The sequence below is a fragment of the Mesorhizobium sophorae genome (assembly GCF_002270415.1).
Taxonomy (GTDB): Bacteria; Pseudomonadota; Alphaproteobacteria; order Rhizobiales; family Rhizobiaceae; genus Mesorhizobium; species Mesorhizobium sophorae.
In genome coordinates this window covers 180915-207908 of record NZ_NNRI01000007.1, presented here as the reverse complement: position 1 = coordinate 207908, position 26994 = coordinate 180915, and the positions used below count along the sequence as shown (strand labels likewise).

The following is a 26994-nucleotide window of genomic DNA, read 5'->3' as shown; positions in this document are numbered from 1 at the left end:
AGAACGCCCTTGCGTCATGAGGCGGCTATCGGTATAGAATTGACGTAAACGTAAAAGGCGCCCTGAGCGTGCTGTTTGCGATTTGTTTGTTGAAACCACGACCGGAAGCAAGCCCCCGCTTCCAGTCAGGCGACGCACGGTCCAGGACCGCGACGCCACCAGATGGGGAAAGCCAGTGACCATGAAGCTTATCTCGGCCGGCGAGACCGCGGCCAATACCAACAATATGTCTGTCGAAACCGGCGAGGACCTTGTCCGCATCGGTGAGATGGCCAAAAAATATGGAGTGACGCTGCGCACGCTGCGTTTCTATGAAGACAAGGGCCTGCTTAACCCGCAGCGCGACGGTTCGACCCGTCTCTATACGCGCCGCGACAAGGCCCGGCTGAAGCTGATCCTGCTTGGCCGCAAGGTTGGGTTCTCGCTGCGCGACGTCAAGCAGATGATGGACCTCTACGATCCGACCGGCTCCAACACCAAGCAACTGCGGCTGGCGCTGGACAAGTCGGAAAAGCAGCTTGCCCGGCTACAGAAGCAGCGGGCGCTGATCGATGACGCCATCAACGAGCTGAGCGGCTCGATGTCGGCGGTGCGCCAGATGCTGGCCGAGCGTTCGGCGCCGCAGGCGAGCGTCGCGGGCTAACTCATCCGCTGACTGTCTGACTATCAAAGCCGCGTGGCCCTGCCGCGCGGCTTTTCGTCGTCTTGGCCGCGGCCCAATGCAGCCTCTCGCCGCTAGCTTGCGCAACGCCTCGCCGCTACGTTCACCGCGCGGCGGGCGGGAAATCTTGTCGCATCGAAAAAATTGACGTTTACGCAAACGTCAATTTTTGCTATCCCGCTCGCAACATAGGTCCGCATGCCACCTTGGTAGACTTCGGGGGCATTCGGACAGGTCTGCAGGGTGGAGGAAAGCATGCCGATATACAGGGCTCCGGTCCAGGATACGCTGTTCGTGCTCAACGAGGTGCTGGGCTATCAGCGCTATTCGAACCTTCCCGGATTTGCCGACGCCACGCCCGATGTACTGGAGGCTATTCTCGCCGAAGGCGCCAAGCTCGCCGAGAACGTCATGCATCCGCTGAACCGTGTCGGCGACATCGAAGGCTGTGTCCGCCATGACGACGGTTCGGTGACGACGCCGAAAGGTTTCAAGGAGGCCTTCGACCAGTATCGCGAGGGTGGCTGGATGGGTCTGGCCGCACCCGTCGAGTTCGGCGGCCAGGGCCTGCCCTATGCGGTGCACACCGCCGTTGCCGAATATATGGTGTCGGCCAACATGTCGCTGATGATGTATCCGGGCCTGACGCAGGGCGCGATCGCGGCGATCATCACACACGGCACTGACGAGCAGAAATCCAAATGGCTGCCGAAAATGGTTGAGGGTGCCTGGACCGGCACCATGAACCTGACCGAGCCGCATTGCGGTACCGATCTTGGCCTGCTGCGAACCAAGGCGGTGCCGAATGGCGATGGCACCTACAAGATTTCAGGCCAGAAGATATTCATCTCGGCCGGCGAGCACGACATGTCGGACAACATCGTCCATCTGGTGCTGGCCCGCATCGAGGGCGCGCCTGAAGGCGTCAAAGGCATCTCGCTGTTCATCGTGCCAAAGCTCAAGCTCGACGCATCGGGCAATCCCGGCAACAGGAACACCGTCTCCTGCGGTTCGATCGAGGAGAAGATGGGCATCCACGGCAATTCGACCTGCGTCATGAACTATGACGAGGCCGAAGGCACGCTGCTCGGGGAGGCCAATGGTGGTTTGAAGGCGATGTTCACGATGATGAACGAGGCGCGCCTCGGCGTCGGCCTGCAAGGGCTGTCGCTGTCGGAGATCGCCTACCAGAACGCCGCGGCCTACGCCAAGGACCGCTTGCAGGGCCGCTCGCTGTCGGGGCCGAAGGCACCGGACAAGAAGGCCGACCCGATCATCGTCCATCCCGACATCCGCCGCAGCCTGATGACCATGAAGGCCTTCAACGAGGCCGGCCGCGCGCTGGCGCTGTGGACGGCGATCAAGTCCGACGTCGCCCACCGCTCTGGCGACGACAAGGACCGCCAGGCCGCCGACGACTACACCGGCCTGTTGACGCCAGTGGTCAAGGGCGTGCTCACCGACAAGGGGTTCGACCACGCCGTGATGGCGCAGCAGGTGTTCGGCGGTCACGGGTACATCGAAGAGCACGGCATGAGCCAGTTCGTGCGCGATGCCCGCATCGCCATGATCTATGAAGGCGCCAACGGCATCCAGGCGCTCGACCTTGTCGGCCGCAAGCTGGGTTTGAATGGCGGCCGCGCCGTGCAGGCCTTCTTCAAGGAGGTCGGCGAATTCTGCGAGGAAAACCGTTCCGACGAGAAGATGGCGCCGTTCACGAAGGCGCTGAAGAAGGGCCTCAACGACCTTCAGGCCGCCACCATGTGGCTGCTACAGAACGGCATGGCCAAGCCCGACAATGCGGGCGCCGCCTCGACCGATTTTATGCATCTCTTCGGCCTTGTGGCGCTGGGCTATATGTGGGCGCAGATGGCCAAGGCGGCGCTCGGCAAGACGGGGGCCAACGGTTCGCAGTCCTTCTACGACAACAAGGTTGTGACGGCGCGCTTCTTCATGGAGCGGATCATGCCGGAAACCGGCGCTCACCTCGCTCGCATTTCGAGCGGTGCCGACACGCTGATGGCTCTACCGGCGGAAGCGTTCTAAGCTCGAACGCCGGCACCGCCGGCCCTGTCCTGTCGATACGCGGAGGAAATCGTGGCGACAAATCCCGCCGAAGTGCTCTCTTTGCCGAAGCCCGCCTGGGCCGCGGACGAGGTCGGCATGCTCTACGACATGGCGCACCGCTTCATGTCGGAGGAAATCGCGCCGCGCTACGACGAATTCGAGAAGAACGAGATGGTCGACCGCGAGAGCTGGTTGAAGGCCGGCGCTGCCGGTCTGCTCTGCGCCTCGATGCCGGAGGAATATGGCGGCTCCGGCGGCACCTTCGCGCATGAGAGCGCCATCATCGAGGCCATTGGCCATGTCGGTGTCGACGGTTTCGGTATCGGCCTGCACAACTCGATCGTCGCCCCCTACATCCTCCACTACGGCTCTGAAGAGCAGAAGAAGAAATGGCTGCCGAAGCTGGCGACCGGCGAGCTGATCGGCGCCATCGCCATGACCGAGCCAGGTGCCGGCTCCGATCTGCAAGGCGTCAAGACGCGGGCCGAGAAGGATGGCAACCAGTACAAGATCAACGGTTCCAAGACCTTCATCACCAATGGCCAGCTTGCCAACTTCGTCATCGTCGTCACCAAGACCGATCCGGAGAAGGGCGCCAAGGGCACCTCGCTGATCGTCGTCGAGACCGATGAGGTCGAAGGCTTCCAGCGCGGCCGCAACCTCGACAAGATCGGGCTGAAGGCCAACGACACGTCGGAGCTGTTCTTCAACGATATGCGCGTGCCGACGTCCAACCTGCTCGGCCACGAGGAAGGGCAGGGTTTTGTACAGCTGATGCAGCAATTGCCGCAGGAGCGGCTACAGATCGGCACCAGTGCCATTGCCATGATCGAGCGGGCACTGGCGCTGACCATCGATTACGTCAAGGAACGCAAGGCGTTCGGCAAGGCGATCATCGATTTCCAGAACACCCAGTTCAAGCTGGCCGAACTCAAGACCGAGGCGACCATCGGCCGGGTCTTCTACAATGATTGTGTGACCCGCCACATCGCCGGCGGCCTCGACCCGGTGACAGCGTCGATGGCCAAATACTGGCTCAGCGACCTGCAGGGAAAAGTCGTCGACGAATGCCTTCAATTGCATGGCGGCTATGGCTACATGAATGAATACCCGATCGCCCGCATGTTCCGCGACGCCCGCGTCCAGCGCATCTACGGCGGCACCAACGAGATCATGAAATTGCTGATCGGACGCTCGCTCTAATGCATGTCGCCCAAAAGCGGTCCCGGTTTTGGGAGATCGACATGCATCAGTCTAAAGCCGTTCGATAAACCCAAGGAGCAAAAAGATGGCCGAAGCTTATGTCTATGATGCTGTGCGCACGCCGCGCGGCAAGGGCAAGAAGGACGGATCGCTGCACGAGGTGCCAGCGGTGCGGCTTGCCGCCAGGACGCTCGAAGCATTGCGCGATCGCAACGGGCTCGACACCGCCAATGTCGACGACATCATCTTCGGCTGCGTCGATCCGGTCGGCGAGGCGGGCTCGGTCATTCCGCGCGCCGCCGCCTTCGAGGCTGGCTACGACACCAAGGCGCCTGGCATGCAGATCTCGCGCTTCTGCGCTTCGGGCCTCGACGCCATCAATTTCGGCGCCGCCAAGATCGCGCAGGGCGCCGATGACATCGTCATCGCTGGCGGCGTTGAATCGATGTCGCGGGTCGGCATGGGCGCCTCTGGCGGCGCCTGGTTTATGGATCCTTCGGTTGGCCTGCCCGGCTGGTTCGTGCCGCAAGGCATCTCGGCCGACCTGATCGCCACCAAATACGGCTTCTCGCGCGACGACGTCGACGCCTATGCAGTCGAGAGCCAGAAGCGCGCGGCCAAATCCTGGGCCGACGGCCGCTTCAAGAATTCCGTCATTCCGATCAAGGACCAGAACGGCCTGACCATCCTCGACCATGACGAACACATGCGTCCGTCGACCGACATGCAGTCGCTGGCCTCGCTCAACCCGTCCTTCGTCATGCCCGGCGAAATGGGTGGTTTCGATGCCGTCGCCGTGCAGAAGCACCCCGAGGTGGAAGAGGTCAACCACGTCCACCATGCCGGCAATTCGTCCGGCATCGTCGATGGCGCCGCCGCCGTGCTGCTCGGCTCGAAGAAGGCCGGCAAGGCGATGGGGCTGAAGCCGCGCGCTCGCATCCGCACCTTCGCCAACATAGGCTCCGAACCGGTGCTGATGCTGACCGGTCCGGTCGACGTCACCGAGAAGCTGTTGAAGCGTGCCAAGATGAAGCTGTCGGATATCGACCTGTTCGAGCTCAACGAGGCCTTCGCCTCGGTGGTGCTGCGCTACATGCAAGCCTTCGATATCGAGCACGACAAGATCAACGTCAATGGCGGCGCCATTGCCATGGGCCATCCGCTCGGCGCCACCGGCGCGATGATTTTCGGCACGGTGCTGGACGAACTCGAGCGCCGCGATCTCAACACCGCACTGGTAACGCTGTGCATCGGTGCCGGCATGGGCACCGCAACGATTATCGAACGCGTCTGATAGGGGAGAGAAATCATGAGCTACACCAATTTCACCCTCGACATCGACGCCGACGGCATTGCGTTGGTCACCTGGGACATGCCGGGCCGCTCGATGAACGTCTTCACCGAAGAGGCGATGCTGGAACTGAACGCCATCGTCGACTTGGTGGCGGGCGATGCCGCCATCAAGGGCGCGGTGATCACCTCCGGCAAGGACACCTTCTCCGGCGGCGCCGACATCACCTTGCTGCAGAAGATGCTGACCACTTTCGCCGCTGAAAAGGACAAGGATATCGAAAAGGCCACCAAGGCCCTGTTCGACCAGGCCGGCACTATGACCGGCCTGTTCCGCAAGCTTGAAACGTCGGGCAAGCCGTGGGTGTCGGCGATCAACGGCACCTGCATGGGCGGCGCCTTCGAATTGTCGCTCGCTTGCCACGGCCGTGTCGCCGCCGATAGCGACAAGGTCAGGATGGCGCTTCCCGAAGTGAAGATAGGCATCTTCCCGGGCGCCGGCGGCACCCAGCGCGTGCCGCGGCTGACCGATCAGCAACAGGCGCTGCAGATGCTGACGTCCGGCCAGCCACTGTCGCCGCAGAAGGCCAAGTCGATGGGCCTGATCCATGAGATAGCCGAACCGGCCAAGCTGGTCGACACCGCCAAGGCGATGATCAGGAACGGCCTGAAGCCGGTGGCGCCGTGGGACGAGAAGGGTTTTAAGCTGCCCGGAGGCCAGATCTATTCACCAGCCGGCTTCAATCTGTGGCCGCCGGCCATCGCGATCCTGCGCCGCGAGACCTATGGCAATTATCCAGCTGCCGCCGCGATCCTGAAGTGCGTCTATGAAGGCCTGCTGGTGCCGTTCGACACGGCCCTGCGCATCGAGCAGCGCTATTTCACCGAGATCATGCAGACCCAGGAAGCGGCGGCGATGATCCGCTCGCTGTTCGTGTCGCTGCAGGAACTGAACAAGGGCGCGCGTCGCCCGGCCGGCGTACCGGAAACCAAGTTCAAGAAGATCGGCATTCTCGGCGCCGGCTTCATGGGCGCCGGTATCGCGTATGTCACCGCCAAGGCCGGCATTCCGGTGGTTCTGCTCGACCGCGACATGGAGTCGGCCGCCAAGGGCAAGGCGCATTCCGACAGCCTGGTCTCGGATCAGGTGAAGAAGGGCCGTGCCAAGCCCGAGGAGAAGGACAAACTTCTGTCGCTGATCACGCCGACGGCTGACTATGCCGACCTTGCCGGTTGCGACCTGGTGGTCGAAGCGGTGTTCGAAGATTCCGCCGTCAAGAAGAGCGCCACCGAGCAGGCGGAAGCGGTGCTTAAAGCCTCGGCCATCTTCGCCTCCAACACCTCGACCATCCCGATCTCGTCGCTGGCCAAGAACTCGGCGCGGCCGAAGAACTTCATCGGCATCCATTTCTTCTCGCCGGTCGACAGGATGATGCTGGTCGAGATCATTTTAGGCAAGAAGACCGGCGACAAGGCGCTCGCGACAGCCATCGATTTCGTCCGCGCCATCAAGAAGACGCCGATCGTCGTCAACGACACGCGCGGCTTCTATGTCAACCGCTGCGTGCTGCGCTACATGTCGGAAGCCTACAAGATGCTGATCGAAGGGGTGCCTGCACCCATGATCGAGAATGCGGCGAAAGCCGCCGGCATGCCGGTCGGCCCGCTGGCCCTGACCGACGAGACGGCCATCGACCTCGCGCAGAAAATCATGAAGCAGACCATGCGCGATCTCGGCGACACCGCCGTCGACCAGAAGCAAATGGCGCTGATCAACACCATGGTCGACGATCATGGCCGCTTCGGCCGTAAGAACGGCAAGGGTTTTTACGACTATCCCGCCAAGCCGGCCAAGAAGAAGCTGTGGCCGGGCCTCAAGGACCTCTATCCGCAGCTTGCGGCGGAGAAGGTCGATTATGAAGAGCTGCAACAGCGGCTGCTGGTCACCATCGCGCTGGAAGCGGCCCGGGTGATGGAAGAGGGCATCGTCACCGACCCGCGCGAGGCCGATGTCGGCTCGATCCTGGCCTTCGGCTTCGCGCCCTACACCGGCGGTGCGCTGTCCTATATCGACGGCATCGGCGCCAAGGCATTCGTCAAGATTGCCAAGAAGCTGCAGAAGAAATACGGCGCCGAATTCAAGGCGCCCAAGCTGTTGCTCGATATGGCCGAGAAGGGCGAGACCTTCTACGGGCGCTTCGATCCCTACGCCAAGGGTGACGTGAAGCAGGCGGCCTGACGCCGGCCGATCTATATCTGGGCGCGACGGCAGCGCTGCGCGTCCTTCAGCGACGCGAATGACGCTTGTCGCCCTTTAGTTTGCGCATGATGGCCACGGCACGTAGCCGTGGCCAGCGCGCTTCAGCTTTCCCATGCGGTCCGTCGGTGATAAATTAGCTTTTGCTAACCTAAAGTTGGCAGAAGGACGTAATCGTCATGCGTATGATGCTGAGAGTTTCCATCCCGGCCGAGGAAGGCAACAAGGCGATCAAGAACGGCAGCATGGCCAAGTTCATCGAGCACACCCTGTCCGACCTCAACCCGGAGGCCGCCTATTTCACCGCCGACGGTGGCCGGCGAACGGCCTATCTCGTCGTGGAGGTAAAGGACAGTTCGGACATGCCCTATGTCGCCGAGCGGTTCTTCTTCGCCTTCAATGCCAGCGTCGAGATGATCCCGGTGATGAACGCCGAGGAACTCAGGAAGGGCTTGCCGAGAGCGATGGCGGCGATGGCCGGATAGGTTCATCGGCGATCATTGATGTCCGATCACTGAACCGCGCGGCGCTGTCGCGGCGGCATACGTTTCGTCGGCGATCCGGCGGTGCGCCCGGTGGACATGGCGGCGGTTGCGCGTTAGACAGGAAGAGGCATTTTTTCCTGTTTCGAGGGAGAGCGAGCTTGCTCTCGCATGACCGTGTCTGGGCTGCCATCGATGCTCTCGCCGAGCGCTATTCGCTGTCGGCTTCGGGGCTGGCCCGGCGCGCGGGGCTCGATTCGACGGCCTTCAACAAGTCGAAACGTCTGTCGTCGGATGGCCGGCCGCGCTGGCCGTCGACCGAATCGCTTGCCAAGATCATCGAGGCAACAGGGGCTACGCTCGACGAATTCACCGGCCTGATCGAGGGCAGGGCCGCGTCAGCCCAGGAAGCACGGGTAGCCCACAGGCGCTCCGTGCCGTTACTCGGCTTTGCCCAGGCCGGCGCCGGCGGCTTCTTCGATGATGCCGGCTTTCCGGCCGGGCAGGGCTGGGACCTGGTCGAACTGCCGGCGCAATCGACGGAGAGCTCCTATGCGCTGCAGGTGCAAGGTGATTCCATGCTGCCGCTCTACCGCGATGGCGATGTCCTCATCGTCGAACCGGGCGCCATCACCCGCAAGGGCGATCGTGTCGTCGTCAAGACCACCGCCGGCGAAGTGATGGCCAAGGTGCTCGAGCGCCAGACCGTCAGGTCGATTGCACTGGTCTCGCTCAATCCCGATCATCCGGACCGCGACATTCCCATGCGCGATGTCGAATGGGTGGCGCGGATTGTCTGGGCAAGCCAGTAGGTCCGGCTGGTGCGGCTCCCTCATCTTGTCCTGGCGGTTCTGATGGTCCCGGCGATGGCGGCAATGGTCGTCGCTGGCGGTCGCACGCTGAAGGGAAGTGCAGGAGTAGTCACGGTGGATCAGGTCGATCCGGGCGCCGACACGATCTCGCAGGAGGGCGCCGAGACCGTGCTCGCAGAGCCGGCGACATCCGCCATAACCGCTCCGCAGCCGGCAAAGGCGGCGTCGCATTCGAGGGCGATCGATCCTGAAATTATCGTACCACCGGAACTGCCCGCCGAGGGGCTTGAGCGTGTCGAGCCGCGCGAGCCGTTGAGCAAGCTGGCGCTGGCGGTGCCGCCCAGGCCGAAAATGCCCGACGACTGGAACGGGACAAAGCTGTTCCAGCCGGTCGCGCAGGCCGCCGGCCTGATCGAGGCCAAGGGCTATTCGGTCGCGGTGTCGGGCATCGACATCGTCAGGCAGGACGAGACCTGCAGCGATGACGGCAAAGCCTGGCCGTGCGGTATCCGGGCGCGAACGGCGTTCCGCGCCTTCCTGCGCGGCCGCGCGGTGGTCTGCACCGTGCCGCCTGAGGGCGGTCGCGACCTGATCGCCGCCGAATGCCGGATCGGCAAGCAGGATGTCGGTCAATGGCTGGTCGAAAACGGCTGGGCTCGGGCCGCCAAGGGTGGGCCCTATGTCGAGGCCGGCGACAAGGCGCGCACGGCCAGGAAGGGCATTTTCGGATCGGCGCCGAACCTTTCCGGCATGCCGGCGATGCCGGCCGCACCAAGCCCTGCGCCTCAGGCGCCGAGCTCGATCCTGGAAGAGGTCGACGGCGTTCTCAAGCCAGCTGACCAGCCAGCGCCCGCTCAATGAGCGCCCGCGTCTCGGCAATGCCATAGAGCGCGGCGAACGAGCCGAAGCGCGGGCCGCGCTCCTGGCCGATCAGCACCTGGTAGATCATCTGGAAGAAGGCGCCCGACACGCCGGGGCCACCTTCCGGGCTCTGCTTGGAGTGATCCTGATAGCGTTCGATCCTACGTGCGACGTTGAGCGAAGCGTTCTGGATCGCTTCGCCGTTGGCGTCCGTCGGCAGCGCGCCAAGCGCCGTTTCGAGGGCTGCCAGCGCCGCGCGCTCGACCTCGTCGGCGGGGCGGAAGGTTTTCGTCGGCTTCACGAAATCGTCGAAATAGCGGATCGCATGGCCGACCAGCTGGTCGAGCTCGGGATGCGTCTTAGGCGTCACCCCAGCGGTATGGCGCGAAATGAAGCCCCACAGCACATCCTTGTTCTGCGCGTTGGAAGCGCTGACCAGGTTGAGCAGCAGCGAGAACGGCACCGGCATGTCGATGGCCGGCGGGTTGCCGTCATGCATATGCCAGACCGGGTTACCCAGCCGCTCCTTCCAGTCCTGCCGCGGGTAAGCCGCAAGGAAGGTGTAATACTCGTCCACTGCTCTCGGGATGACATCGAAATACAGCTTCTTGGCCTGCCGCGGCCGCTGGTACATATAGAGCCCCAGGCTCTCGGTCGGCGCATAGGTCAGCCACTCGTCGATGGTCAGCCCGTTGCCCTTCGACTTTGAGATCTTCTGGCCGTTTTCGTCGAGGAACAGTTCATAGACGAAATGCTCCGGCGCACGCCCGCCCAGGATCTTGCAGATGCGGTCATAGACCACCGCATTGGTCTGGTGGTCCTTGCCGAACATTTCGAAATCGACGCCGAGCGCTGCCCAGCGCATACCGAAATCCGGCTTCCACTGCAGCTTCACCCTGCCGCCGGTGATCGAAAGCGTGGTCTCGGTGCCTTCGTCGTCGAAGGTGATGGTGCCGGCCTTGGCGTCGACATGCTTCATCGGCACGTAAAGCACGCGGCCACTCTTCGGCGAAATCGGCAGGAACGGACTGTAAGTCGCCTGCCGCTCGGAGCCGAGCGTCGGCAGCATCACCGCCATGATCTGGTCATAGCGTTCGGCGGCGCGCAGCAGCATCGCGTCGAAGCGGCCCGACTTGTAATATTGCGTCGCGCTGGCGAACTCGTAGTCGAAGCCGAACGTGTCCAGGAAGCGGCAAAGCATCGCGTTGTTGTGATCGGCAAAGCTCGCATAATCGTCGCCGAACGGATTGGGCACCGACGACAGCGGCTTGTGCAAATGTGGCTCCAGCGCTGCGCGATCCGGTACGTTGTCGGGGATCTTGCGCATGCCGTCCATGTCGTCGGAAAAGCACAGCAGCTTGGTCGCAACCTTGTCCTGCGTCAGGACGCGGAAGGCATGCCGAACCATCGTCGTGCGCGCCACCTCGCCGAACGTGCCGATATGCGGCAGCCCCGACGGTCCGTAGCCGGTCTCGAACAGGATTGTTTCAGGAAAGTCGGTGCCTTTGTAGCGTTCGATGATCTTCTTGGCTTCCTCGAACGGCCATGCCTTGCTATCGGTCGCGGCCGCCAGCAGCTCGGGATTGAGATCGATGATGTTTGATCCCGCCATGTCACAGTTTTCCAAATAAATCGCCGGTGTTGCCCGGAGCAGGGGTTTTCAACCGGTCTCTAGGCGTGCGTGGCCGGAGCGTCAACGCGTGCAGCGCTTTTTCCTTGCGGTACAGATACCGCTTTCCTACCTTCGGTGCCCATTCAAGGAGTACAGAATGCCGTTGCCGACGCCGCATGAAGCGCTGATCTACCTGATGGTCATCACCTCGGCTTCCGATCGCGACATGACCGATGTCGAACTGGCCCGGATCGGCGACGTCGTCCGCTCCTGGCCGGTGTTCGAGGATTTCAACCACGACCGGCTGGTCGGCGTCGCCCAGGCTTGCCAGAAGATGCTGAATGAAAAGGACGGCCTGGAAGGCGTTCTTGCGCGGGTTGCCGAGGCGCTGCCCGAGCGCTTGCGCGACACCGCCTATGCCGCCGCCTTCGAGGTGGCCGCCGTCGATCTCGAAATGCGCATGGAGGAAGTCCGGGTGCTGCAGCTCATCCGGCGTCAGCTCGACCTCGACACCTTGACGGTCGCCGCCATCGGTCGTGCCGCAAAGGCGAGGCTGCGGACCCTGACTTAGGGCGCTGCCTTTCGGTTGGCTAGACTAGAAAAAGCTGACCGGGAAATAGCGCAGATAGAATTCGGCGAACGTGCCTTTCATCGAGATCTCCTGCAGCGCGTAGTCGAACGCGGCGGCCAGTGCTGGATCGTCCGCCCTGGTGGCGATGGCCATGCCAGAACCCAGATATTCGGGCGCCAGATAAGGTCCGCCAGCGAAGCGGCAGCAACCGGCCGCATCCGAGCCGCCCAGCCAGAAGGCCAGGCGCATACCGTCGCCGAAGGCGGCGTCGAGCTTGCCGGCCTTGAGATCGGCATAGAGTTCTTCCGGCCTGTCGAAGGGGACGATCTGAACGGTGTTGAAATAGTCGCGCAGCATGCGCTCATGCGCCGAGCCGGCGAGCACGCCGACACGCTTGCCGCGCAATTTGTCGAAGACCGGTTCGGTCAGATCCTTGCTCTTCTGCGTGACGAAGCGAGCCGGGAACTGCAGGTAGGAGCGTGAGAAGGCATAGGTCGAGCGCGATTCGGCCGTTGCGGCGATGCCGGCGATGATCGCTTCGCCCTCGCCTTTCTGCAGCGCGCCTTCGAGCTCTGCCCAGGGCAGGGCCTGGATCTGGCATTTGTCGACAATACCAAGCTCGGCGCAGATGGCGCGTGCCAGATCGATATGGAAACCGGACAGTTTTCCCGAGCCGTCGAGGAAATTGAAGGGCGGAAAATCCGTGGTCGTCAGGAAGCGCAGCCGGGGCAGTGCCGAAAGGTCCGGCTTTGGCAGCCGCTCCTTGGCATCCCACAGCACCGGCACCTGCGGCTCAGCGGCGCGCGCGGTACCGGCGACCGACAGCGCTGCGATCAGCAGCGACGCAAGAGCCAAAAACCTCCACTGGAACGCCACGATAAGACTCCGCCGCAGTCGTGTTGGCAGGTTTTGGTACGAAAATGACAAAGGTACAATGCTTTTTGATTTCAACGCGTCGATTTCAGGATATGCTTTAGGGAGTTTGCAAATAGCAGTGGCTGCCTTGGTTGGGGGACCAAGGTGAGAACCACGACTGGAAACATGCGGTTTGCAATCCGTGGTCGGTGGTGAAGTGCAAACGAAGCACGCATCATTGGTCGCAATGCATGAGGCAACATAGGGTTGATGTTGCGATGGGTCAGTTCGATCGCACGCTGGAATTCATAGACCAACTGCAGCACGCCGGAACGGCGGCGGCAGTCTGCGAAACGTTGCTGGGTGTAACGTCGGATTTCGGGCTCACCGCGCTGATGGCGGGAACCGTGCCGCAGCCGGGCACGCCAAGCGGCCAGCAAAAGCAGCATGTGCTTCTCTGCGACTGGCCTGTTGAATGGCTGGAGCGCTATGTGGCACGCAACTATGTCGATCACGACCCGGTCGTCAGCCACATGAAACAGCTGCAGGCGCCGTTCCAGTGGCGCGAAGCCTCACAGGGCGCCCGCATCGACAAGAGCAGCGGCGAAGTGATGGGCGATGCCGGCGCGTTCAAGTTGCGCGACGGACTGGCCTTCCCGCTGATCACGCTCGACGGCCAGATCGTCATGGTGTCGCTGGGTGGCGAGGCCGTCGAATTGTCGGCGGCCGATTTCGGCCTGGTGTCGCTGGTGTCGACCTATGCGGTCGGCCGCGCCATGCAGCTCCACACGATGGCGAGCAACACCATCGATCACATCGTACTGACGCCGCGCGAACGCGAATGCCTGCAATGGGCCGCCGTCGGCAAGTCCGAGTGGGAGATTTCGCAAATCCTCGGCATCTCCGAACATACCTCGGAGAAACATCTTCTTAACGCCAAAAGCAAACTTGGTGCCGTCAACCGGGTTCAGGCGGTCGCCGAAGCGATAAGGCGGGGCTACATTAGTTAGGTCGGCCGTGCCGGCCTAGCAATTCTAGCCTACGCGATCACGCAATTTTCTCATCGAAGCACGGCCGTATCTTCCTCTGAAACCAGGAGATGACGGAATGCTTTTTTCTCTCACAACCCAAGAATTGATGGAACGCCCGGACCTTTGGGAGGCGGTCCATCGCTTGCGCTACAAGATATTCGTTGAGGAGATGGGATGGGAGGACCTCAGGCGCCCCGACGGGCTAGAATGCGACCAGTTCGATCATGACGAGGCCGTCCATCAAATCGTCATCAGGGGCAGTGAAGTCGCAGGCTACCAGAGGCTTTTGCCGACGACGCGGGGACATCTGCTGACCGAGGTGCTGACCGACCTCTTTGAAGGAACGCCGCCCTCCGGACCCAACATTTACGAGTTGACCCGCTATGCGGTCGCTCCAGGTTACCGCGATGGCCGTCGCGGCGTGTCAACCGTCGGCACCGAGCTGATCGCTGGCTTCGTCGAGTGGGGACTGAAGCGCAACGTCAACCAGGTGATCATCGAGTTCGAGCCGATGTGGGTGCTGCGTGCATTGCAGCTGCATTTCCTGGCGACGCCGCTGGGTTATCAGCGCACCTATGGCAACCAGCAGGTCGTAGCCACCTTGCTTACCTTCAACGAGCACACGCTCGATGTGGTGCGTTCGCGCCGCAACCATTTTGCTCCCGTGCTGACCAGGGGATACCCCGACATGCTCGGCCAAAGGCGTGCGTCGTGAAATCGGAGACAGTCATGAGCCCCCATCCGCAACCAGAACTCCGCAACCACACGCTAATGGTCACCGTATCGTCGAATGACGGCCGGCCGGTGCTGGACAGACGAGCCTATGAAAGCCTGGCAAAGATCTTCCATGAAGCCGCCGACAATGAGGAGGTGCGCGTCGTCGTGCTACGCGGCCTGTCAGGCTGCTTCTGTCTCGGCGGCGATTTCTCCGAATTCCTCGACGCCACCAAGCACCAGAAACTGATCGCCGCCGTCACCGATCTGTTTCGCACGCTGGCGACGTTCCCCAAGCCCATCCTTGCCTGTGTCGATGGCGACGCCGTCGGCGTCGGCTGCACGATCCTGTTCCATTGCGACATGGTGATCGCGTCCGATCAAAGCACGTTCCGGGTGCCGTTCGTCGATTTCGGCCTGGTCCCGGATGCCGCGACCAGCATCCTGGCGCCGCAGAAACTCGGCTATGCCGGTGCTTTCCGCTTCTTCTGCCTCGGCGACACGCTTCGCGCCGAGGATGCCAGGGCGCTCGGCCTCGTCGCCGAGATCGTGCCGGGCGGCAGCGTCGAGGACGCGGCCCTCGGCCGGGCGAGACAACTTGTCAAGAAGCCGGTCGCCGCCTTGCTGCAGACGCGCGGCCTGCTCAAGGGCAACACCACCGCGCTGTGCGACCGTATCGATCAGGAGATTTCGCTTTTCCAGCAGGCGCTGCAGGACGACACCACGCTGCGGCGATTGCAGCGCATAGCCCGGCTGGTGGCTTGAACGGTCCGACCGAAAGGCGTCGATGACGAACGCGCCGCGCGGCCTCTGGCTGCGCGGCGCAAAAGACGTCAGTCTTGCTTTCCCAGAAACGACGGCCCTTCGCCAACGATCTTCTTGTCTTCCTTGCCGATGATGTCGAGATCGCGCCCGTCATAGGGCAGCGATAGGAGGATGCGCCGAATGACCCCGAGCCGCGCGCGCCGCTTGTCATTGGCCCGTATGATGATCCACGGCGCGAATTCTTTGTGGGTGCGCTCGAACATGGTGTCGCGGACCTTGGTGTAGTCGTCCCACTTGGTGATCCCGGCAACGTCGATCGGCGAAAACTTCCAGCTTTTCAGCGGGCTGAAGCGGCGGTCGTGAAAGCGCTCGAGCTGCGTCTCCTGGCCGATGTTCAGCCAGAATTTGAAGAAGTGGATGCCCTCATTGGCGATCATCCGTTCGAAATGCGGTGTCTCGTCGAGAAACTGCTCGTGCTGCTGCGGCGTGCAAAAACCCATCACCGGCTCGACGCCGGCGCGGTTGTACCAGGAGCGGTCGAAGGTGAGGAACTCACCCGATGTCGGAAAATGGTCGACATAGCGCTGGAAGTACCACTGCCCCTGCTCTGTCGGGGTCGGCTTGGTCAGCGCCACGTTGCGCGCGGTACGAGGGTTCAGGTACTGGCGCAGCACGAAGATCGTGCCGCCCTTGCCGGCGGCGTCGCGGCCCTCGAACAGCGCCATCACCCGTTTTCCGGTCGACTGCAGCCACGCCTGCGCCTTGACCAGCTCGATCTGCAATTTCTCGAGCGTCTCGTCATACTCCTCGCTTTTCATCTTCTTGTCGTAGGGGTAGCCGCCGGCGGTCAGCTTGTTGTCCTCGACCCAGTCGGGAAGCACGGGATTTTCAATATCAAACTCCCGCTCCTTGCCGCCGATACTGATCTTCAGCGGACCCGAAGTTGGCGCGGCGGGAGTTTCCTTGGCTTTTTTCATCGAGACGAACCCTTTTCTGCTTCCGAACTCATGCTATTGGGAGCCACTACAGCACTTTTGATTTTGCGCATGATCCTTTCAGAAAATCGATTCCGATTTTCTGGGTCATGCGTTAGACCGGTCGCGCGGAAGTTTCCGTCGCCGGTCGACCGGGTGCGAGGCAAGGGTGCGGGCGCGCGAGCGAATGGCTGACCTGGACGCAGAGCAGAGTGGCATGGCGCAAGGCCTGGCGGTCCGGCTGTGGAGCAGCCGCTGGCTGCTGATCGCCGGCGTCGTCGCGATTCTCGGCGTGTATGCCTTGGCCGCGATATCCGGCTTTGTCGTCCTTGCGGCGCTGGCGCTGCTGCTTGCAGCGGCAATGCTGCCGGTCACCGGCACGCGCCAATCGGCCGAGAGTGCCGCCGCGATCGAGGCAATCGGCCTGCAACGGCTCTCCGGCGAATATCTTGCGGCCGCCGTCGCCGACCCGCTGATCATCTTCGACCGGACCGCCACCATCGTCCACGCCAATTCCGCCGCCTTCGCCGCCTTCGGCGGGATTGCGCCCGGTCTGTCGCTGTCGCTGAAATTCCGGGCGCCGGAAATGCAGGCTCTGCTGGACGGCGTGCTGTCGGGCGATGTCGCCTCTGACGTCGTCGACTATACGGAGAAGCTGCCGGTCGAACGGGCTTACCGGGTGAGTGCCTCCTCGGTCGGCCACGGCACCGATCTCTATGTGCTGGTGTTCAAGGACCAGAGCGAAGCGCGCAGGATCGACCGGATGCGCGCCGATTTCATAGCCAATGCCAGCCACGAACTGCGCACGCCGCTCGCCTCGATCTCCGGCTTTATCGAAACGCTGCGCGGACCCGCCCGCAACGACCCGGCGGCGCGCGACCAGTTCCTGCAGATCATGCAGAGCCAGACCGGGCGCATGGCGCGCCTGATCGATGATTTGTTGTCGCTGTCGCGGCTCGAGATGAAGCCCTATCTGAAGCCGGGAACCGAGGTCGACCTGCGTGAGACGGTCGATAGCGTCATCGATTCGCTCGGACCGCTGGCCAGCGAAAACAGCGTTATCGTCGAACGGGATTACGCCGACGGCCCGCTCGACGTGCCGGGGGATCGCGACGAGCTCTTCCAGGTTTTCGAGAACCTCCTGGAAAACGCCTGCAAGTACGGGCAGTCGGGCGGCCGCGTGGTGGTGTCGATCGCGCGCGGCGATCCCGGCTCGGAGCCAGGCATCGACGTGACCATCAGGGACTTTGGCCCCGGCATTCCCGAGGAACACATTCCGCGCATCACCGAGCGCTTCTATCGCGTCGATGTCGAGACCAGCCGCACTCAGAAGGGAACCGGCCTCGGTCTGTCGATCGTCAAGCATATCCTGACACGCCACAATGGCCGGCTTTCGATCAAGTCCGAGTTCGGCAATGGCGCTACCTTCTCGGTTCATTTGCCGACGCACTGATACTGCCCTAGTTTTCCACGGGTCCGTTTCTTTTTTCTGTCATCCGGCTAGCGTATCAGCGGGGATTCGAGGAAACGACTCAAAACAAGACACCCCGTGGGAAGGCATTTCGCCATGCAGTCCGTGCATATCATGAGCGCCTATGACGAGGAGCTGAAGTATCTGTCGAAGCGCATCGCGGCGATGGGCGGCCATGCCGAGCGTATGGTCGAACAGGCGGTTGCCGCCCTCGTCAATGCCGACCCCGGCCTCGCCCAGAAGGTCATCCGCGACGATGCAGTGCTCGATGAAGGGCAACGCGAAATCGACGACAAGGCGATCATCATCATCGCCAAGCGCCAGCCGATGGCGACGGACCTGCGCGAGATCGTCGGCGCCATCCGCATTTCCGCCGACCTCGAACGGGTCGGTGACCTCGGCAAGAACGTTGCCAAGCGGGTGGGCGCCGTCACCGACGGACGCCAGCCGACCAGCCTGTTCCGCGGCCTCGAAGCCCTGGCCAACCTGGCGCTGACCCAGCTCAAGGAAGTGCTCGACGTCTACGCATCGCGCTCGGTCGACAAGATCGGCTTCGTGCGCGACCGCGACGACCAGATCGACGCCATGTACACGTCGCTGTTCCGCGAATTGCTGACCTACATGATGGAAGATCCGCGCAACATCACGCCGTGCACGCATCTGCTGTTTTGCGCCAAGAACATCGAGCGCATCGGCGATCACGCCACCAACATCGCCGAGACCATCTACTACATCGTCACCGGCCAGCAGATGTCGGCCGAGCGGCCGAAGGGCGACAAGACCGACAAGATCAGCCTTTCCGCGACGCCTCCGGTTAATTGAACGGTCGCACTCTCGAACCATCATCCGAATTGCGCTAGACTTTCCGGGCTTTCCTGTATCCTCGTCCGTGGATTTGCTTCGGGAGGTTGTGATGGAAAATGTTCGGAACCTGACTCCGGCGCCTGCGCCGACCTCCGGCATTATCGCTTGCGGCGTCTACACGGCTGGGCGTCGCATCGCCGACATTCCCATCGAGGAAGCCGGCGAATGGGCAAAAAAAACCGGTCATGTCGTCTGGATTGGCCTGCTCGAGCCCGACCGCAACCTGCTGCTTCGCGTTCAGGCGCAGTTTCACCTGCATGAACTGGCGATCGAGGATGCCGAACACCCGCACCAGCGGCCGAAGATCGAGCAGTATGGCGACGCCTTGTTCATCGTCGCCCGAACCGCACAGCTGATCGACGGACGGGTCACCTTCGGCGAGACCCATTTGTTCGTCGGCAGCGGCTACATCGTCAGCGTCAGGCATGGCCCGTCCACATCCTATGCCGCCGTGCGTCAGCATTGGGAAAGCTGCCCGCATTCGCTGGCCAAGGGCGAGGATTTCGTCCTCTACGCCATTCTCGATTTCATCGTCGACAACTACATGCCCGTGCTCGAGCAGATCGAGGACGAGGTCGAACTGATCGAGGACAGGGTCCTGCTGAAGCCGATGACAGGTCCCGACATCGAGCGGCTCTATATGCTGCGCCGCGATCTTTTGCGCTTGCGCAATGCGGCACTTCCGCTTGTCGAAGTCTGCCGCCGACTAACCAGTGCCGACCTGCCACAGATCCACACGGCCATGCATCCGCTGTTTCGTGACGTGACCGACCATATCCGCACCGTGCAGGAAAAGATCGACAGTCTGCGCGAGGTGCTGGCGTTTGCTTTCGAGGCCAGCCTTCTGGTCGGCCAGAGCCAGGAAACGGCGATCTCCAAGAAGCTAGCCTCCTGGGCCGCCATCCTGGCGGTGCCGACGGCATTCGCCGGCATTTACGGCATGAATTTCAGCGACATGCCGGAACTGAAGATGGAATATGGCTACCCCGTGGTGCTGGCCACGATCGCGCTGATCTGCTCGTTTCTCTACTGGCGCTTTCGCAAGAATGGCTGGCTGTGAAGAAGAGGGCAGTAGGGCAGTAGGGCAGTAGGGCAGTAGGGCAGTAGGGCAGTAGGATGGCATTTCGCAAGCGCGACTTTCCGCACACCTACTGCCGTATTGCCTTACTCCCCTATTCCCTTCTCTGTTATCGACTCCGCCGCCGCTCCGATGCCGGCTGGAACGCCACGCGGGCGTGGTACTTGCAGTAGGGGCCGGTTTCGGCGGCCTCGTTGCCACAGAAATTGAAGTCCTCCGAAAGCGGATCGCCATTCGGCCATTTGCAGGTCCGCTCGGTCAGCTCGACCAGCTGCAGATGCCGTGAGATCGGCACCACGACATTCTCGACCGGGCGGATGTAGTGGCGTGCCACCGGTTCGGCGTCGAACTGCGTCTGCAATGCCGTTGCGCCGATCGATGTCGTGACATGGCGGACCGCGCTTGCAGCGCGCGACACCGATTTCTGAACGGTCGATCCTTGCGCCGCCTTCTTCTGGCGTGCCGGCGTGGCGGTCGACCGCCCGCGGCCCGACAGTTTCAGCCGGTGCACCTTACCGATGACCGCATTGCGGCTGACCCCCCCAAGCTGCGCAGCAATCTGGCTTGCGCTCAGACCCTCGGACCACAGTTTTCTGAGAAGTTCTACCCGCTCGTCAGTCCAGTTCATGAGACCGCTCCTGCTAAGCGTGCGGCAATCGGAATCCACTCCCGGCCCGGCAACATTTGCCGGGGCAGACACCACATATATCTGGTGATTAGGTCCGCCGCACGAAATCTAGTTATTTCTTGACTACAACTACTCTATGCGCTGACTCGGTGACAAGAGTCCCAAGTGCAACACGAATCGGTTTTTTAGGTTTTCCCCAACTTGCCCGGTCGCTCGTGAGCCGGCGTTGCGTCGGAGGGCTTGCCGCGGGGCACTACGCGACGTTTTCGTTGACTTCATGGCCGAAAAACACGATAAGCCGCACAGGCCGCCGCTTTGGCGGCTTTTTTGATTTTCCGGTACCGGAGACGCATATAATGAGCGGTTCGGCGCTTTACGAGACCTTTGCCCGCGCACCCCTGGCCTTCGACCATGGGGAAGGCACCTGGCTGGTTACCGACAAGGGCGAGCGATATCTCGATTTCGCCGGCGGCATCGCCGTCAATTCGCTGGGTCACAGCCATCCGCACCTGGTCTCAGCACTGACCGAGCAAGCCGCGAAGCTTTGGCATGTCTCCAATCTCTACGAGATTCCGGGGCAAACCCGGCTCGGCGAGCGGCTGGTCGACGCCACCTTCGCCGACAAGGTGTTCTTCACCAATTCCGGCGCCGAAGCGCTGGAATGCGCGATCAAGACGGCGCGGCGCTACCATTTCGGCAAGGGACATCCCGAACGCTTCCGCGTCATCACCTTCGAGGGGGCCTTCCATGGCCGCACGCTGGCGACCATCGCGGCAGGCGGTCAGTACAAGTACCTTGAAGGGTTTGGACCCAAGGTCGAGGGCTTCGACCAGGTCGGCTTCGATGACATCGATGCGGCCGAAAAGGCGATCACGCCGGAGACCGCGGCGATCCTGATCGAGCCGGTACAGGGCGAGGGCGGCATCCGCCCGGTGCCGACGCAGTCGCTGAAGCGGCTCAGGCAGTTGTGCGAACAGCACGGCCTGCTGCTGATCTACGACGAGGTCCAGTGCGGCATCGGCCGGACCGGCAAGCTGTTCGCGCATGAATGGTCCGGCGTCACGCCCGACATCATGGCGATCGCCAAGGGCATTGGCGGCGGCTTCCCGATGGGCGCCTGCCTTGCCACCGATGAGGCGGCCATTGGCATGACGTCCGGGGTGCATGGCACCACTTTCGGCGGCAACCCGCTGGCCATGGCGGTCGGCAACGCGGTGCTCGACGTGGTGCTGGAAGACGGCTTCCTCGAAGATGTCCAGCGCAAGGCGCTGCTGATGAAGCAGGGGCTGGCGGCGGTCGCCGACGAGTTTCCTGAGGTCATCGAGGACATCAGGGGCACCGGGCTGATGCTCGGTCTCAAGTGCGCCATGCCCAACACCAAGGTGAACATGGCATTGCGCGACCAGCACCTGCTGGCGGTTCCGGCCGGCGACAACGTCATTCGCCTGTTGCCGCCGCTCACTGTCACCGATGCCGAGATCCACGACGCGCTCGGCCGCATCCGCGCCGGCGCCAAGGGCCTGGCGGAGGCGATCGCCGCCGCCGCCGCGAAGTAATCCCGGAACCATTGCTGATGTCAGTTCGCCATTTCACCGATCTTTCCGCCGTTTCCGAAGGCGATCTGCGCTTCATGCTTGACGATGCGGTGGTGCGAAAGGCCCGTCTCAAGGCTGGCGAGCGCACCAGGCCGCTCGAAGGCAAGGTGCTGGCGATGATCTTCGACAAGCCCTCGACGCGCACCCGCGTGTCCTTCGACGTCGGCATGCGCCAGCTTGGCGGCGAAACCATCATGCTGACCGGCACCGAGATGCAGCTCGGCCGCTCCGAGACCATTGCCGACACCGCCAAGGTGCTGTCGCGCTACGTCGACGCGATCATGATCCGCACCACCTCGCATGAGCGGCTGCTCGAACTGACCGAGAATGCCACCGTTCCGGTCATCAATGGACTGACCGACGACACCCATCCCTGCCAGCTGATGGCCGATATCATGACCTTCGAGGAGCATCGCGGTCCGGTTGCCGGCAAGACCATCGCCTGGACCGGCGACGGCAACAATGTGCTGCATTCGCTGCTCGAGGCCTCGGCGCGGTTCCGCTTCAACCTCAACGTCGCCGTGCCCGAAGGCAGCGAGCCGGAACAGAAGCATGTCGACTGGTCGCAGGCGCATGGCGGCAAGCTGCACTTCACCCGCTCGCCCGAGGAAGCCGTCGACCAGGCCGACTGCGTCGTCACCGATTGCTGGGTGTCGATGGGCCAGGAGCATCGCGCCCGCGGCCACAACGTGTTCTCGCCCTACCAGGTCAATGCCAAGCTGATGGCGAAGGCCAAGCCGGAGGCGCTGTTCATGCACTGCCTGCCGGCGCATCGCGGCGAGGAAGTGACCGACGAGGTCATTGACGGGCCGCATTCGGTGGTCTTCGACGAGGCCGAGAACCGGCTCCATGCCCAGAAGGCCGTGCTCGCCTGGTGTCTCGGCGCTTGATCTCTGGGGGTGTGATGCCTATCTGCGCCGCATCACGCAAATCAAGCGCGTTTCGAAGCATGCGCCCTCCAGGGCGGCATGGCCGCGCCCTGGAGCATTGTCATGTTGGAAACCTATCAAGTGACTGAACATCACCCCAAACTCGGCGAATTCGGCTACGCCGGCGACGATCACGTCGTGCCCTTCGAGGTCGGCCCTCTCGATGTGCGCGGCCGCACCGTCCAGCTCGGGCCGATGCTCGACGCCATCCTCAGCCGTCACGACTATCCCGAGCCGGTCGCCCACCTGCTGGCGGAAGCCTGCGTGCTGACGGTGCTGCTCGGCACCTCGCTGAAGTTCGAGGGCAAGTTCATCCTGCAGACCCGCACCGACGGGCCGGTCGACATGCTGGTGGCGGATTTTTCCACGCCCTCGGCACTGCGCGCCTATGCCCGCTTCGATGCCGACCGGCTGGAGGCGCTGGTCGCGGCCGGCGAAACGTCTCAGCAGACGCTGCTCGGCAGCGGCGTGCTTGCGCTGACCATCGACCAGGGTGCTCACACGCAGCGCTATCAGGGTATCGTCCAGCTCGATGGCGAAACGCTGGAAGACGCGGCCCGCACCTATTTCCGCCAGTCGGAGCAGATTCCGACCGATATCAGGCTTTCGGTGGCCAAGCTGCTGACGCCTGGCGTCGGCGGTGCTCGCGAGCAGTGGCGTGCCGGTGGCATCCTGGCGCAGTTCCTGCCGCAGTCGCCCGAGCGCATGCGCGTTCCGGACCTGCCGGGCGGCGATGGCGATCCGCGCGAGGAGATCCACGATCCGGCCGACAATTCGTGGCAGGAACTGCTGGCATTGCTCGGCACCATCGAGCCGACCGAACTGATCGACCCGACGATCGGCGCCGAGCGGCTGCTGTACAGGCTGTTCCACGAGCATGGCGTGCGCGTCTTCGGCGGCGTACCGGTCGCCGACCAGTGCTCATGCTCGAGGGACAAGATCCGTGGCATCCTCGAGGGCTTCTCGGCGCAGGAGATCAAGGACAGCACCGAAGACGGCGGCATCCACGTCGCCTGCGAATTCTGCTCGAAGCAATATGACTTCGATCCGGCGGAATTTGCGGCGACCCAGTAGAGAACGCGCCTCACCGGCTGCTTGGCGGCCGGTGAGGCGAAGCTAATTCACCGTCCGCCGCGTCCCCGGCAGATCGAGCGAGAAGGCGGGGATGGCGATGTCGAACGTCTCGCCCCGCTTGTTTCGCATCGTGTAGTGCCCGACCATGATGCCGGACGGTGTCGAAAGCGGGCAACCGGACGTGTATTGATAGCTGTCGCCGGGGTTGAGTTCGGGCTGGTCGCCGACGACGCCGGGACCGCGCACCTCCTCGACCCGTCCGGTGCCGTCGGTGATGTGCCAATAGCGCGACAACAGCTGCACGAACTCATCCGACTGGTTGTCGATCGTTATCTGATAGCCCCAGACATAGCGGTTCTCCGAGGGGTCTGAGCGGTCCTCCAGATAGAACGGCCTGACCTGCACTTCGATGTTGCGCGTCACGGCGCGGTACATAAGCGGCTCCAAAACAATCCAGGTCGAACTGTCCTCGCTCCGGGCGAGCAGGTCAACGTGCGCGTCTTGTCGCGCCCGGCCTGAAAGGCAGGTGCCGACAAAGAATGTCATTTAAGTGACACATGACAATGGTGGTGTGCACGAAGCGGGCGACTCGGCGCTCTGTCGAACTGTTGAAAACGGCCATCACGCGGGCCGTCTTTTCTGGAGTGGCCAGGTCTCGATGGAACTCACCCTCATAGCCGCCTCGCTTTCGGTCACTCTCATCCTTTCAAACCTCGCCAGCATCCTGCTCGCCGCTTCGCGTCTGAAGCGCCACCGCACCATCGCGCCGCCGGCCGGCAAGCCGCGGCCGGTGTCGATTATCGTGCCATCGCGTGGCGTCGAGCCGTTCACGCAGGAGACGCTGGAGCGCGCCCTCTCGCTCGACTGGCCACGCTATGAACTGGTCTTTTGCGTCGCCCATGCCGACGATCCGGTGGTCAGGCTGATCCGTGCCGCCATCGCCCGTTCTCCCAAGGTGCCGGCGCGGCTGCTGATCGGCGACGACCGCATCAGCGCCAATCCGAAACTCAACAATTGCGTCAAGGGTTGGGAGGCAGCGCGCCACGATTGGGTTGTCCTGGCCGATTCCAACGTGTTGATGCCGAGAGACTACGTGCAGCACCTGATGGCTGCATGGCGGCCCGACACCGGCCTTGTCTGCTCGACGCCGATAGGCTCGCGGCCCGCTGGCTTCTGGGCCGAGGTCGAGTGCGCTTTCCTCAACACGCTGCAAGCGCGCTGGCAATATGCTGGCGAGGCGCTTGGCCTCGGCTTTGCCCAGGGCAAGAGCATGCTCTGGAACAAGCCGATGCTCGACGCCAGTGGTGGCATCCGTGCGCTCGCCGCCGAGATCGCCGAGGATGCTGCCGCGACCAAGCTGGTCAATGGCCTTGGCCTGCGCGTCAATCTCGTCGCCGCGCCCTTCGAGCAACCACTCGGCCGGCGCACCTTTGACGAGATCTGGTCGCGTCAGGCCCGTTGGGCGCGCCTGCGCCGCGTCACCTTCCCATGGTTTTTCGCACCCGAAATCCTGACCGGGGCAGTGGTGCCGCTGGCACTCGCGCTGTTGGCGGCGGCAAGCGCCGGCGTCAGCCTCTGGGCAACCGCCATTGCCGTGCTGGCGGCCTTCTACCTTCCGGAATGCGCCCTGGCCTGGTCCAAGGGCTGGTACCTGTCGCCGCGCATGGTCGCGGCGATCATGATGCGCGACCTGATCCTGCCGGCGATGTGGGCGCGCGGCTGGCTGGGTGGCGCCGTCGACTGGCGCGGCAACGCGATGACCATCGGCACCAAGGCCGCCGAGTTGGAAGAGACGCCGTCCGGCGCCTGATGGCCAAAGGCCTTTTACTTGGCCGACTTCAGCGCCTGTTCGATGTCTTCCAGAAGATCGTCGGTATCCTCCAGGCCGACCGACAGCCTGAGCGTGCCCGGCCCGATGCCGAGTTCGGCACGCGCCTCGTCGCTCAGATTCTTGTGCGTCGTCGTCGCCGGATGGGTGATCAGGCTCTTGGCGTCGCCGAGATTGTTGGAGATAAGCACGATGTCGAGGGCATTCTGCAAGGCGAAGGCCGCCTGCTTGCCTCCCTTGACGTCCAGGCAGATCAGCGTCGAGCCGCCCGACATCTGCTTCTTGACGATGGCCGCCTGTGGGTGGTCGGCACGGCCGGGATAGATGACGCGGGCGATTTCGGGCCGCTCGGCCAGGAAATCCGCGATCCTGCCGGCGCTTTCCGTTTGCTGGCGCACGCGCAGCGGCAGCGTCTCCAGCCCCTTCAGCAGCGTCCAGGCATTGAACGGCGACAGGCTGGGGCCGGTGTGGCGGAAATAGTCGTGCAGGTTCTCGTCGATCCACTTCTTGTCCGACAGGATGACGCCGCCGAGACAGCGGCCCTGGCCGTCAATATGCTTGGTCGCCGAGTAGACGACGATGTGCGCACCGAGCTGCAGCGGCTTCTGCTGCAGGGGCGTGGCAAAGACATTGTCGACGATCAGCCGCGCACCGATCGAATTGGCAAGCGCGGCAACCGCGGCGATATCGACCACTTCCAGCGTCGGGTTGGTCGGGCTTTCCAGAAAGAACAGCTTGGTGTTCGGCTTGACCGCTTTTTCCCAGTTGGCGATGTCGGTGCCGTCGACCAGCGTCGCCTCGATGCCATATTTCGGCGCCAGCGTCTCGACCACCCAGCGGCAGGAGCCGAACAGCGCCCGTGCTGCCACGATATGATCGCCGGCCTTGGCGCTGCACAACAGCGCGGCCGTCACCGCGGCCATGCCGGACGCGGTGGCGCGCGCGTCCTCGGCGCCTTCGAGCGCGCACATGCGCTTTTCGAACATGTCGACGGTCGGGTTGGCGTAGCGCGAGTAGATGAATCCCGGCTCCTCGCCCTTGAAGCGGGCTTCGGCGGCCTGCGCCGTTTCGTAGACATAGCCCTGGGTCAGGTACATCGCCTCGGAGGTTTCGCCGAAACCGGAACGCAGGGTTCCGCTATGCACGAGTGTCGTTTGAGGCTTCCAGTTACGCTTCTTGGTGCTCATCGCTTTTGTTCCAGACACAAAAAAACCGGCCGCGAAAGTCGCAACCGGTCCATACGGCCTTGCGGCCCGACGGTCCTTTAGCGACTTGTTTAACGTGGCTGCAAGCCGACCGGCCAAATCACCACGGGATAACGACCCTTTAGACCCGCGCCACGCTTGCGTCAATTGCCGGCTTCATTAAGAGG

At 62.9% G+C, this 26994-nt stretch carries 25 protein-coding genes and 1 riboswitch; of the genes, 19 read left to right on the top strand and 6 right to left on the bottom strand.

The genetic code is table 11. From position 1 onward, the window contains the following. The first annotated feature begins 181 nt into the window (after window positions 1–181). The 8 genes from CGZ66_RS05455 to CGZ66_RS05420 all read left to right on the top strand — a co-directional run bounded on the left by CGZ66_RS05455 (window position 182) and on the right by CGZ66_RS05420 (window position 9633). Window positions 182–643 (top strand): MerR family transcriptional regulator, encoded by a 462-nt coding sequence (locus tag CGZ66_RS05455; protein ID WP_095082335.1) that lies wholly within the window; start codon window positions 182–184, stop codon window positions 641–643. A 273-nt stretch (window positions 644–916) separates the two neighbouring features. After that, the gene (locus CGZ66_RS05450) at window positions 917–2707 is read left to right on the top strand and encodes an acyl-CoA dehydrogenase (protein ID WP_095082333.1); all 1791 of its coding nucleotides are present in this window, start codon (window positions 917–919) and stop codon (window positions 2705–2707) included. Window positions 2708–2758: 51 nt separating this feature from the next. Then, window positions 2759–3931: an acyl-CoA dehydrogenase family protein gene (locus CGZ66_RS05445; RefSeq protein ID WP_095082331.1), complete on the top strand. Its 1173-nt coding sequence runs from the start codon at window positions 2759–2761 to the stop codon at window positions 3929–3931. 85 nt (window positions 3932–4016) lie between these two features. After that, on the top strand, window positions 4017–5225 hold the full coding sequence (locus CGZ66_RS05440) for an acetyl-CoA C-acetyltransferase (protein ID WP_095082329.1): 1209 nt from the start codon (window positions 4017–4019) through the stop codon (window positions 5223–5225). 15 nt (window positions 5226–5240) lie between these two features. Continuing rightward, window positions 5241–7460, top strand: coding sequence for a 3-hydroxyacyl-CoA dehydrogenase NAD-binding domain-containing protein (locus CGZ66_RS05435; protein WP_095082327.1), 2220 nt, complete (start codon window positions 5241–5243; stop codon window positions 7458–7460). A gap of 197 nt (window positions 7461–7657) precedes the next feature. After that, window positions 7658–7963 carry a DUF3303 family protein gene (locus tag CGZ66_RS05430; RefSeq protein WP_095082325.1) on the top strand — a complete coding sequence of 102 codons (306 nt, stop codon included), beginning with the start codon at window positions 7658–7660 and terminating at the stop codon, window positions 7961–7963. Between the two features lie 158 nt (window positions 7964–8121). After that, window positions 8122–8772: a S24 family peptidase gene (locus CGZ66_RS05425; RefSeq protein ID WP_095082323.1), complete on the top strand. Its 651-nt coding sequence runs from the start codon at window positions 8122–8124 to the stop codon at window positions 8770–8772. 9 nt (window positions 8773–8781) lie between these two features. After that, on the top strand, window positions 8782–9633 hold the full coding sequence (locus CGZ66_RS05420) for a thermonuclease family protein (protein ID WP_425352264.1): 852 nt from the start codon (window positions 8782–8784) through the stop codon (window positions 9631–9633). Here CGZ66_RS05420 and CGZ66_RS05415 read toward each other — a convergent pair. Further along, window positions 9599–11245: a lysine--tRNA ligase gene (locus tag CGZ66_RS05415; protein WP_095082321.1), complete on the bottom strand. Its 1647-nt coding sequence runs from the start codon at window positions 11243–11245 to the stop codon at window positions 9599–9601. The two genes, CGZ66_RS05420 and CGZ66_RS05415, sit on opposite strands and share 35 nt — an antisense overlap. A 157-nt stretch (window positions 11246–11402) precedes the next feature. Here CGZ66_RS05415 and CGZ66_RS05410 point away from each other — a divergent pair, with 157 nt between their 5' ends. Beyond that, on the top strand, window positions 11403–11816 hold the full coding sequence (locus CGZ66_RS05410) for a tellurite resistance TerB family protein (protein WP_167392009.1): 414 nt from the start codon (window positions 11403–11405) through the stop codon (window positions 11814–11816). Between the two features lie 24 nt (window positions 11817–11840). On the opposite strand, the gene CGZ66_RS05405 is transcribed toward CGZ66_RS05410, so the two are convergent. Then, entirely contained in the window at window positions 11841–12692 is an 852-nt protein-coding gene (locus CGZ66_RS05405; RefSeq protein WP_095082319.1) for an ABC transporter substrate-binding protein, read from the bottom strand. 257 nt (window positions 12693–12949) lie between these two features. Between CGZ66_RS05405 and CGZ66_RS05400 the strand changes: the two genes are divergently transcribed. From CGZ66_RS05400 to CGZ66_RS05390, 3 genes are all read left to right on the top strand, one after another. After that, the gene (locus tag CGZ66_RS05400; RefSeq protein WP_095082317.1) at window positions 12950–13681 is read left to right on the top strand and encodes a helix-turn-helix transcriptional regulator; all 732 of its coding nucleotides are present in this window, start codon (window positions 12950–12952) and stop codon (window positions 13679–13681) included. Window positions 13682–13778: 97 nt separating this feature from the next. Next, window positions 13779–14417 carry an acyl-homoserine-lactone synthase gene (locus CGZ66_RS05395; RefSeq protein WP_095082315.1) on the top strand — a complete coding sequence of 213 codons (639 nt, stop codon included), beginning with the start codon at window positions 13779–13781 and terminating at the stop codon, window positions 14415–14417. A 14-nt stretch (window positions 14418–14431) separates the two neighbouring features. Continuing rightward, window positions 14432–15181 carry an enoyl-CoA hydratase-related protein gene (locus CGZ66_RS05390; protein ID WP_095082313.1) on the top strand — a complete coding sequence of 250 codons (750 nt, stop codon included), beginning with the start codon at window positions 14432–14434 and terminating at the stop codon, window positions 15179–15181. Between the two features lie 68 nt (window positions 15182–15249). On the opposite strand, the gene ppk2 is transcribed toward CGZ66_RS05390, so the two are convergent. After that, entirely contained in the window at window positions 15250–16158 is a 909-nt protein-coding gene (ppk2, locus tag CGZ66_RS05385; protein ID WP_095082311.1) for a polyphosphate kinase 2, read from the bottom strand. 184 nt (window positions 16159–16342) lie between these two features. Between ppk2 and CGZ66_RS05380 the strand changes: the two genes are divergently transcribed. From CGZ66_RS05380 to CGZ66_RS05370, 3 genes are all read left to right on the top strand, one after another. Further along, window positions 16343–17608, top strand: a complete 1266-nt coding sequence (locus CGZ66_RS05380; RefSeq protein ID WP_167392008.1) for an ATP-binding protein — start codon at window positions 16343–16345, stop codon at window positions 17606–17608. 114 nt (window positions 17609–17722) lie between these two features. Beyond that, on the top strand, window positions 17723–18448 hold the full coding sequence (gene phoU, locus CGZ66_RS05375) for a phosphate signaling complex protein PhoU (protein ID WP_095082306.1): 726 nt from the start codon (window positions 17723–17725) through the stop codon (window positions 18446–18448). Window positions 18449–18539: 91 nt separating this feature from the next. Further along, on the top strand, window positions 18540–19550 hold the full coding sequence (locus CGZ66_RS05370; protein ID WP_095082303.1) for a magnesium and cobalt transport protein CorA: 1011 nt from the start codon (window positions 18540–18542) through the stop codon (window positions 19548–19550). Between the two features lie 127 nt (window positions 19551–19677). On the opposite strand, the gene CGZ66_RS05365 is transcribed toward CGZ66_RS05370, so the two are convergent. After that, window positions 19678–20196 carry a GcrA family cell cycle regulator gene (locus tag CGZ66_RS05365; RefSeq protein ID WP_095082299.1) on the bottom strand — a complete coding sequence of 173 codons (519 nt, stop codon included), beginning with the start codon at window positions 20194–20196 and terminating at the stop codon, window positions 19678–19680. A 356-nt stretch (window positions 20197–20552) separates the two neighbouring features. Here CGZ66_RS05365 and CGZ66_RS05360 point away from each other — a divergent pair, with 356 nt between their 5' ends. From CGZ66_RS05360 to CGZ66_RS05350, 3 genes are all read left to right on the top strand, one after another. Continuing rightward, window positions 20553–21752 carry an aspartate aminotransferase family protein gene (locus CGZ66_RS05360; RefSeq protein WP_095082295.1) on the top strand — a complete coding sequence of 400 codons (1200 nt, stop codon included), beginning with the start codon at window positions 20553–20555 and terminating at the stop codon, window positions 21750–21752. A gap of 17 nt (window positions 21753–21769) precedes the next feature. Next, entirely contained in the window at window positions 21770–22681 is a 912-nt protein-coding gene (gene argF / locus CGZ66_RS05355; RefSeq protein WP_095082290.1) for an ornithine carbamoyltransferase, read from the top strand. A 78-nt stretch (window positions 22682–22759) separates the two neighbouring features. Then, the gene (locus CGZ66_RS05350) at window positions 22760–23794 is read left to right on the top strand and encodes an Hsp33 family molecular chaperone (RefSeq protein WP_095082287.1); all 1035 of its coding nucleotides are present in this window, start codon (window positions 22760–22762) and stop codon (window positions 23792–23794) included. Window positions 23795–23836: 42 nt separating this feature from the next. Here the strand turns inward: CGZ66_RS05350 and apaG are convergent, their stop codons facing one another. Next, window positions 23837–24229 (bottom strand): Co2+/Mg2+ efflux protein ApaG, encoded by a 393-nt coding sequence (gene apaG / locus CGZ66_RS05345; protein ID WP_095084266.1) that lies wholly within the window; start codon window positions 24227–24229, stop codon window positions 23837–23839. Window positions 24230–24452: 223 nt separating this feature from the next. Between apaG and CGZ66_RS05340 the strand changes: the two genes are divergently transcribed. Beyond that, a complete protein-coding gene (locus CGZ66_RS05340; RefSeq protein ID WP_095082283.1) occupies window positions 24453–25604 on the top strand; it encodes a ceramide glucosyltransferase in 1152 nt (383 codons plus the stop codon). A gap of 14 nt (window positions 25605–25618) precedes the next feature. Here CGZ66_RS05340 and CGZ66_RS05335 read toward each other — a convergent pair whose 3' ends face one another. Continuing rightward, window positions 25619–26809 (bottom strand): O-succinylhomoserine sulfhydrylase, encoded by a 1191-nt coding sequence (locus tag CGZ66_RS05335; protein ID WP_095082279.1) that lies wholly within the window; start codon window positions 26807–26809, stop codon window positions 25619–25621. A 57-nt stretch (window positions 26810–26866) separates the two neighbouring features. After that, a riboswitch (SAM riboswitch) is annotated at window positions 26867–26944 on the bottom strand. Between the last annotated feature and the right edge of the window lie 50 nt (window positions 26945–26994).

Bases quoted from the DNA above. Each gene is read 5' to 3' on its own strand.
- CGZ66_RS05365 (WP_095082299.1), bottom strand. From the start codon at position 20,196: ATGAACTGGACTGACGAGCGGGTAGAACTTCTCAGAAAACTGTGGTCC.
- CGZ66_RS05450 (WP_095082333.1), top strand. From the start codon at position 917: ATGCCGATATACAGGGCTCCGGTCCAGGATACGCTGTTCGTGCTCAAC.
- CGZ66_RS05440 (WP_095082329.1), top strand. From the start codon at position 4,017: ATGGCCGAAGCTTATGTCTATGATGCTGTGCGCACGCCGCGCGGCAAG.
- CGZ66_RS05430 (WP_095082325.1), top strand. From the start codon at position 7,658: ATGCGTATGATGCTGAGAGTTTCCATCCCGGCCGAGGAAGGCAACAAG.
- CGZ66_RS05415 (WP_095082321.1), bottom strand. From the start codon at position 11,245: ATGGCGGGATCAAACATCATCGATCTCAATCCCGAGCTGCTGGCGGCC.
- CGZ66_RS05335 (WP_095082279.1), bottom strand. From the start codon at position 26,809: ATGAGCACCAAGAAGCGTAACTGGAAGCCTCAAACGACACTCGTGCAT.
- apaG (WP_095084266.1), bottom strand. From the start codon at position 24,229: ATGTACCGCGCCGTGACGCGCAACATCGAAGTGCAGGTCAGGCCGTTC.
- argF (WP_095082290.1), top strand. From the start codon at position 21,770: ATGTCAGTTCGCCATTTCACCGATCTTTCCGCCGTTTCCGAAGGCGAT.
- CGZ66_RS05370 (WP_095082303.1), top strand. From the start codon at position 18,540: ATGGAAAATGTTCGGAACCTGACTCCGGCGCCTGCGCCGACCTCCGGC.
- ppk2 (WP_095082311.1), bottom strand. From the start codon at position 16,158: ATGAAAAAAGCCAAGGAAACTCCCGCCGCGCCAACTTCGGGTCCGCTG.
- CGZ66_RS05410 (WP_167392009.1), top strand. From the start codon at position 11,403: ATGCCGTTGCCGACGCCGCATGAAGCGCTGATCTACCTGATGGTCATC.
- CGZ66_RS05395 (WP_095082315.1), top strand. From the start codon at position 13,779: ATGCTTTTTTCTCTCACAACCCAAGAATTGATGGAACGCCCGGACCTT.
- phoU (WP_095082306.1), top strand. From the start codon at position 17,723: ATGCAGTCCGTGCATATCATGAGCGCCTATGACGAGGAGCTGAAGTAT.
- CGZ66_RS05380 (WP_167392008.1), top strand. From the start codon at position 16,343: ATGGCTGACCTGGACGCAGAGCAGAGTGGCATGGCGCAAGGCCTGGCG.
- CGZ66_RS05435 (WP_095082327.1), top strand. From the start codon at position 5,241: ATGAGCTACACCAATTTCACCCTCGACATCGACGCCGACGGCATTGCG.
- CGZ66_RS05340 (WP_095082283.1), top strand. From the start codon at position 24,453: ATGGAACTCACCCTCATAGCCGCCTCGCTTTCGGTCACTCTCATCCTT.
- CGZ66_RS05360 (WP_095082295.1), top strand. From the start codon at position 20,553: ATGAGCGGTTCGGCGCTTTACGAGACCTTTGCCCGCGCACCCCTGGCC.
- CGZ66_RS05390 (WP_095082313.1), top strand. From the start codon at position 14,432: ATGAGCCCCCATCCGCAACCAGAACTCCGCAACCACACGCTAATGGTC.
- CGZ66_RS05400 (WP_095082317.1), top strand. From the start codon at position 12,950: ATGGGTCAGTTCGATCGCACGCTGGAATTCATAGACCAACTGCAGCAC.
- CGZ66_RS05350 (WP_095082287.1), top strand. From the start codon at position 22,760: ATGGCCGCGCCCTGGAGCATTGTCATGTTGGAAACCTATCAAGTGACT.
- CGZ66_RS05455 (WP_095082335.1), top strand. From the start codon at position 182: ATGAAGCTTATCTCGGCCGGCGAGACCGCGGCCAATACCAACAATATG.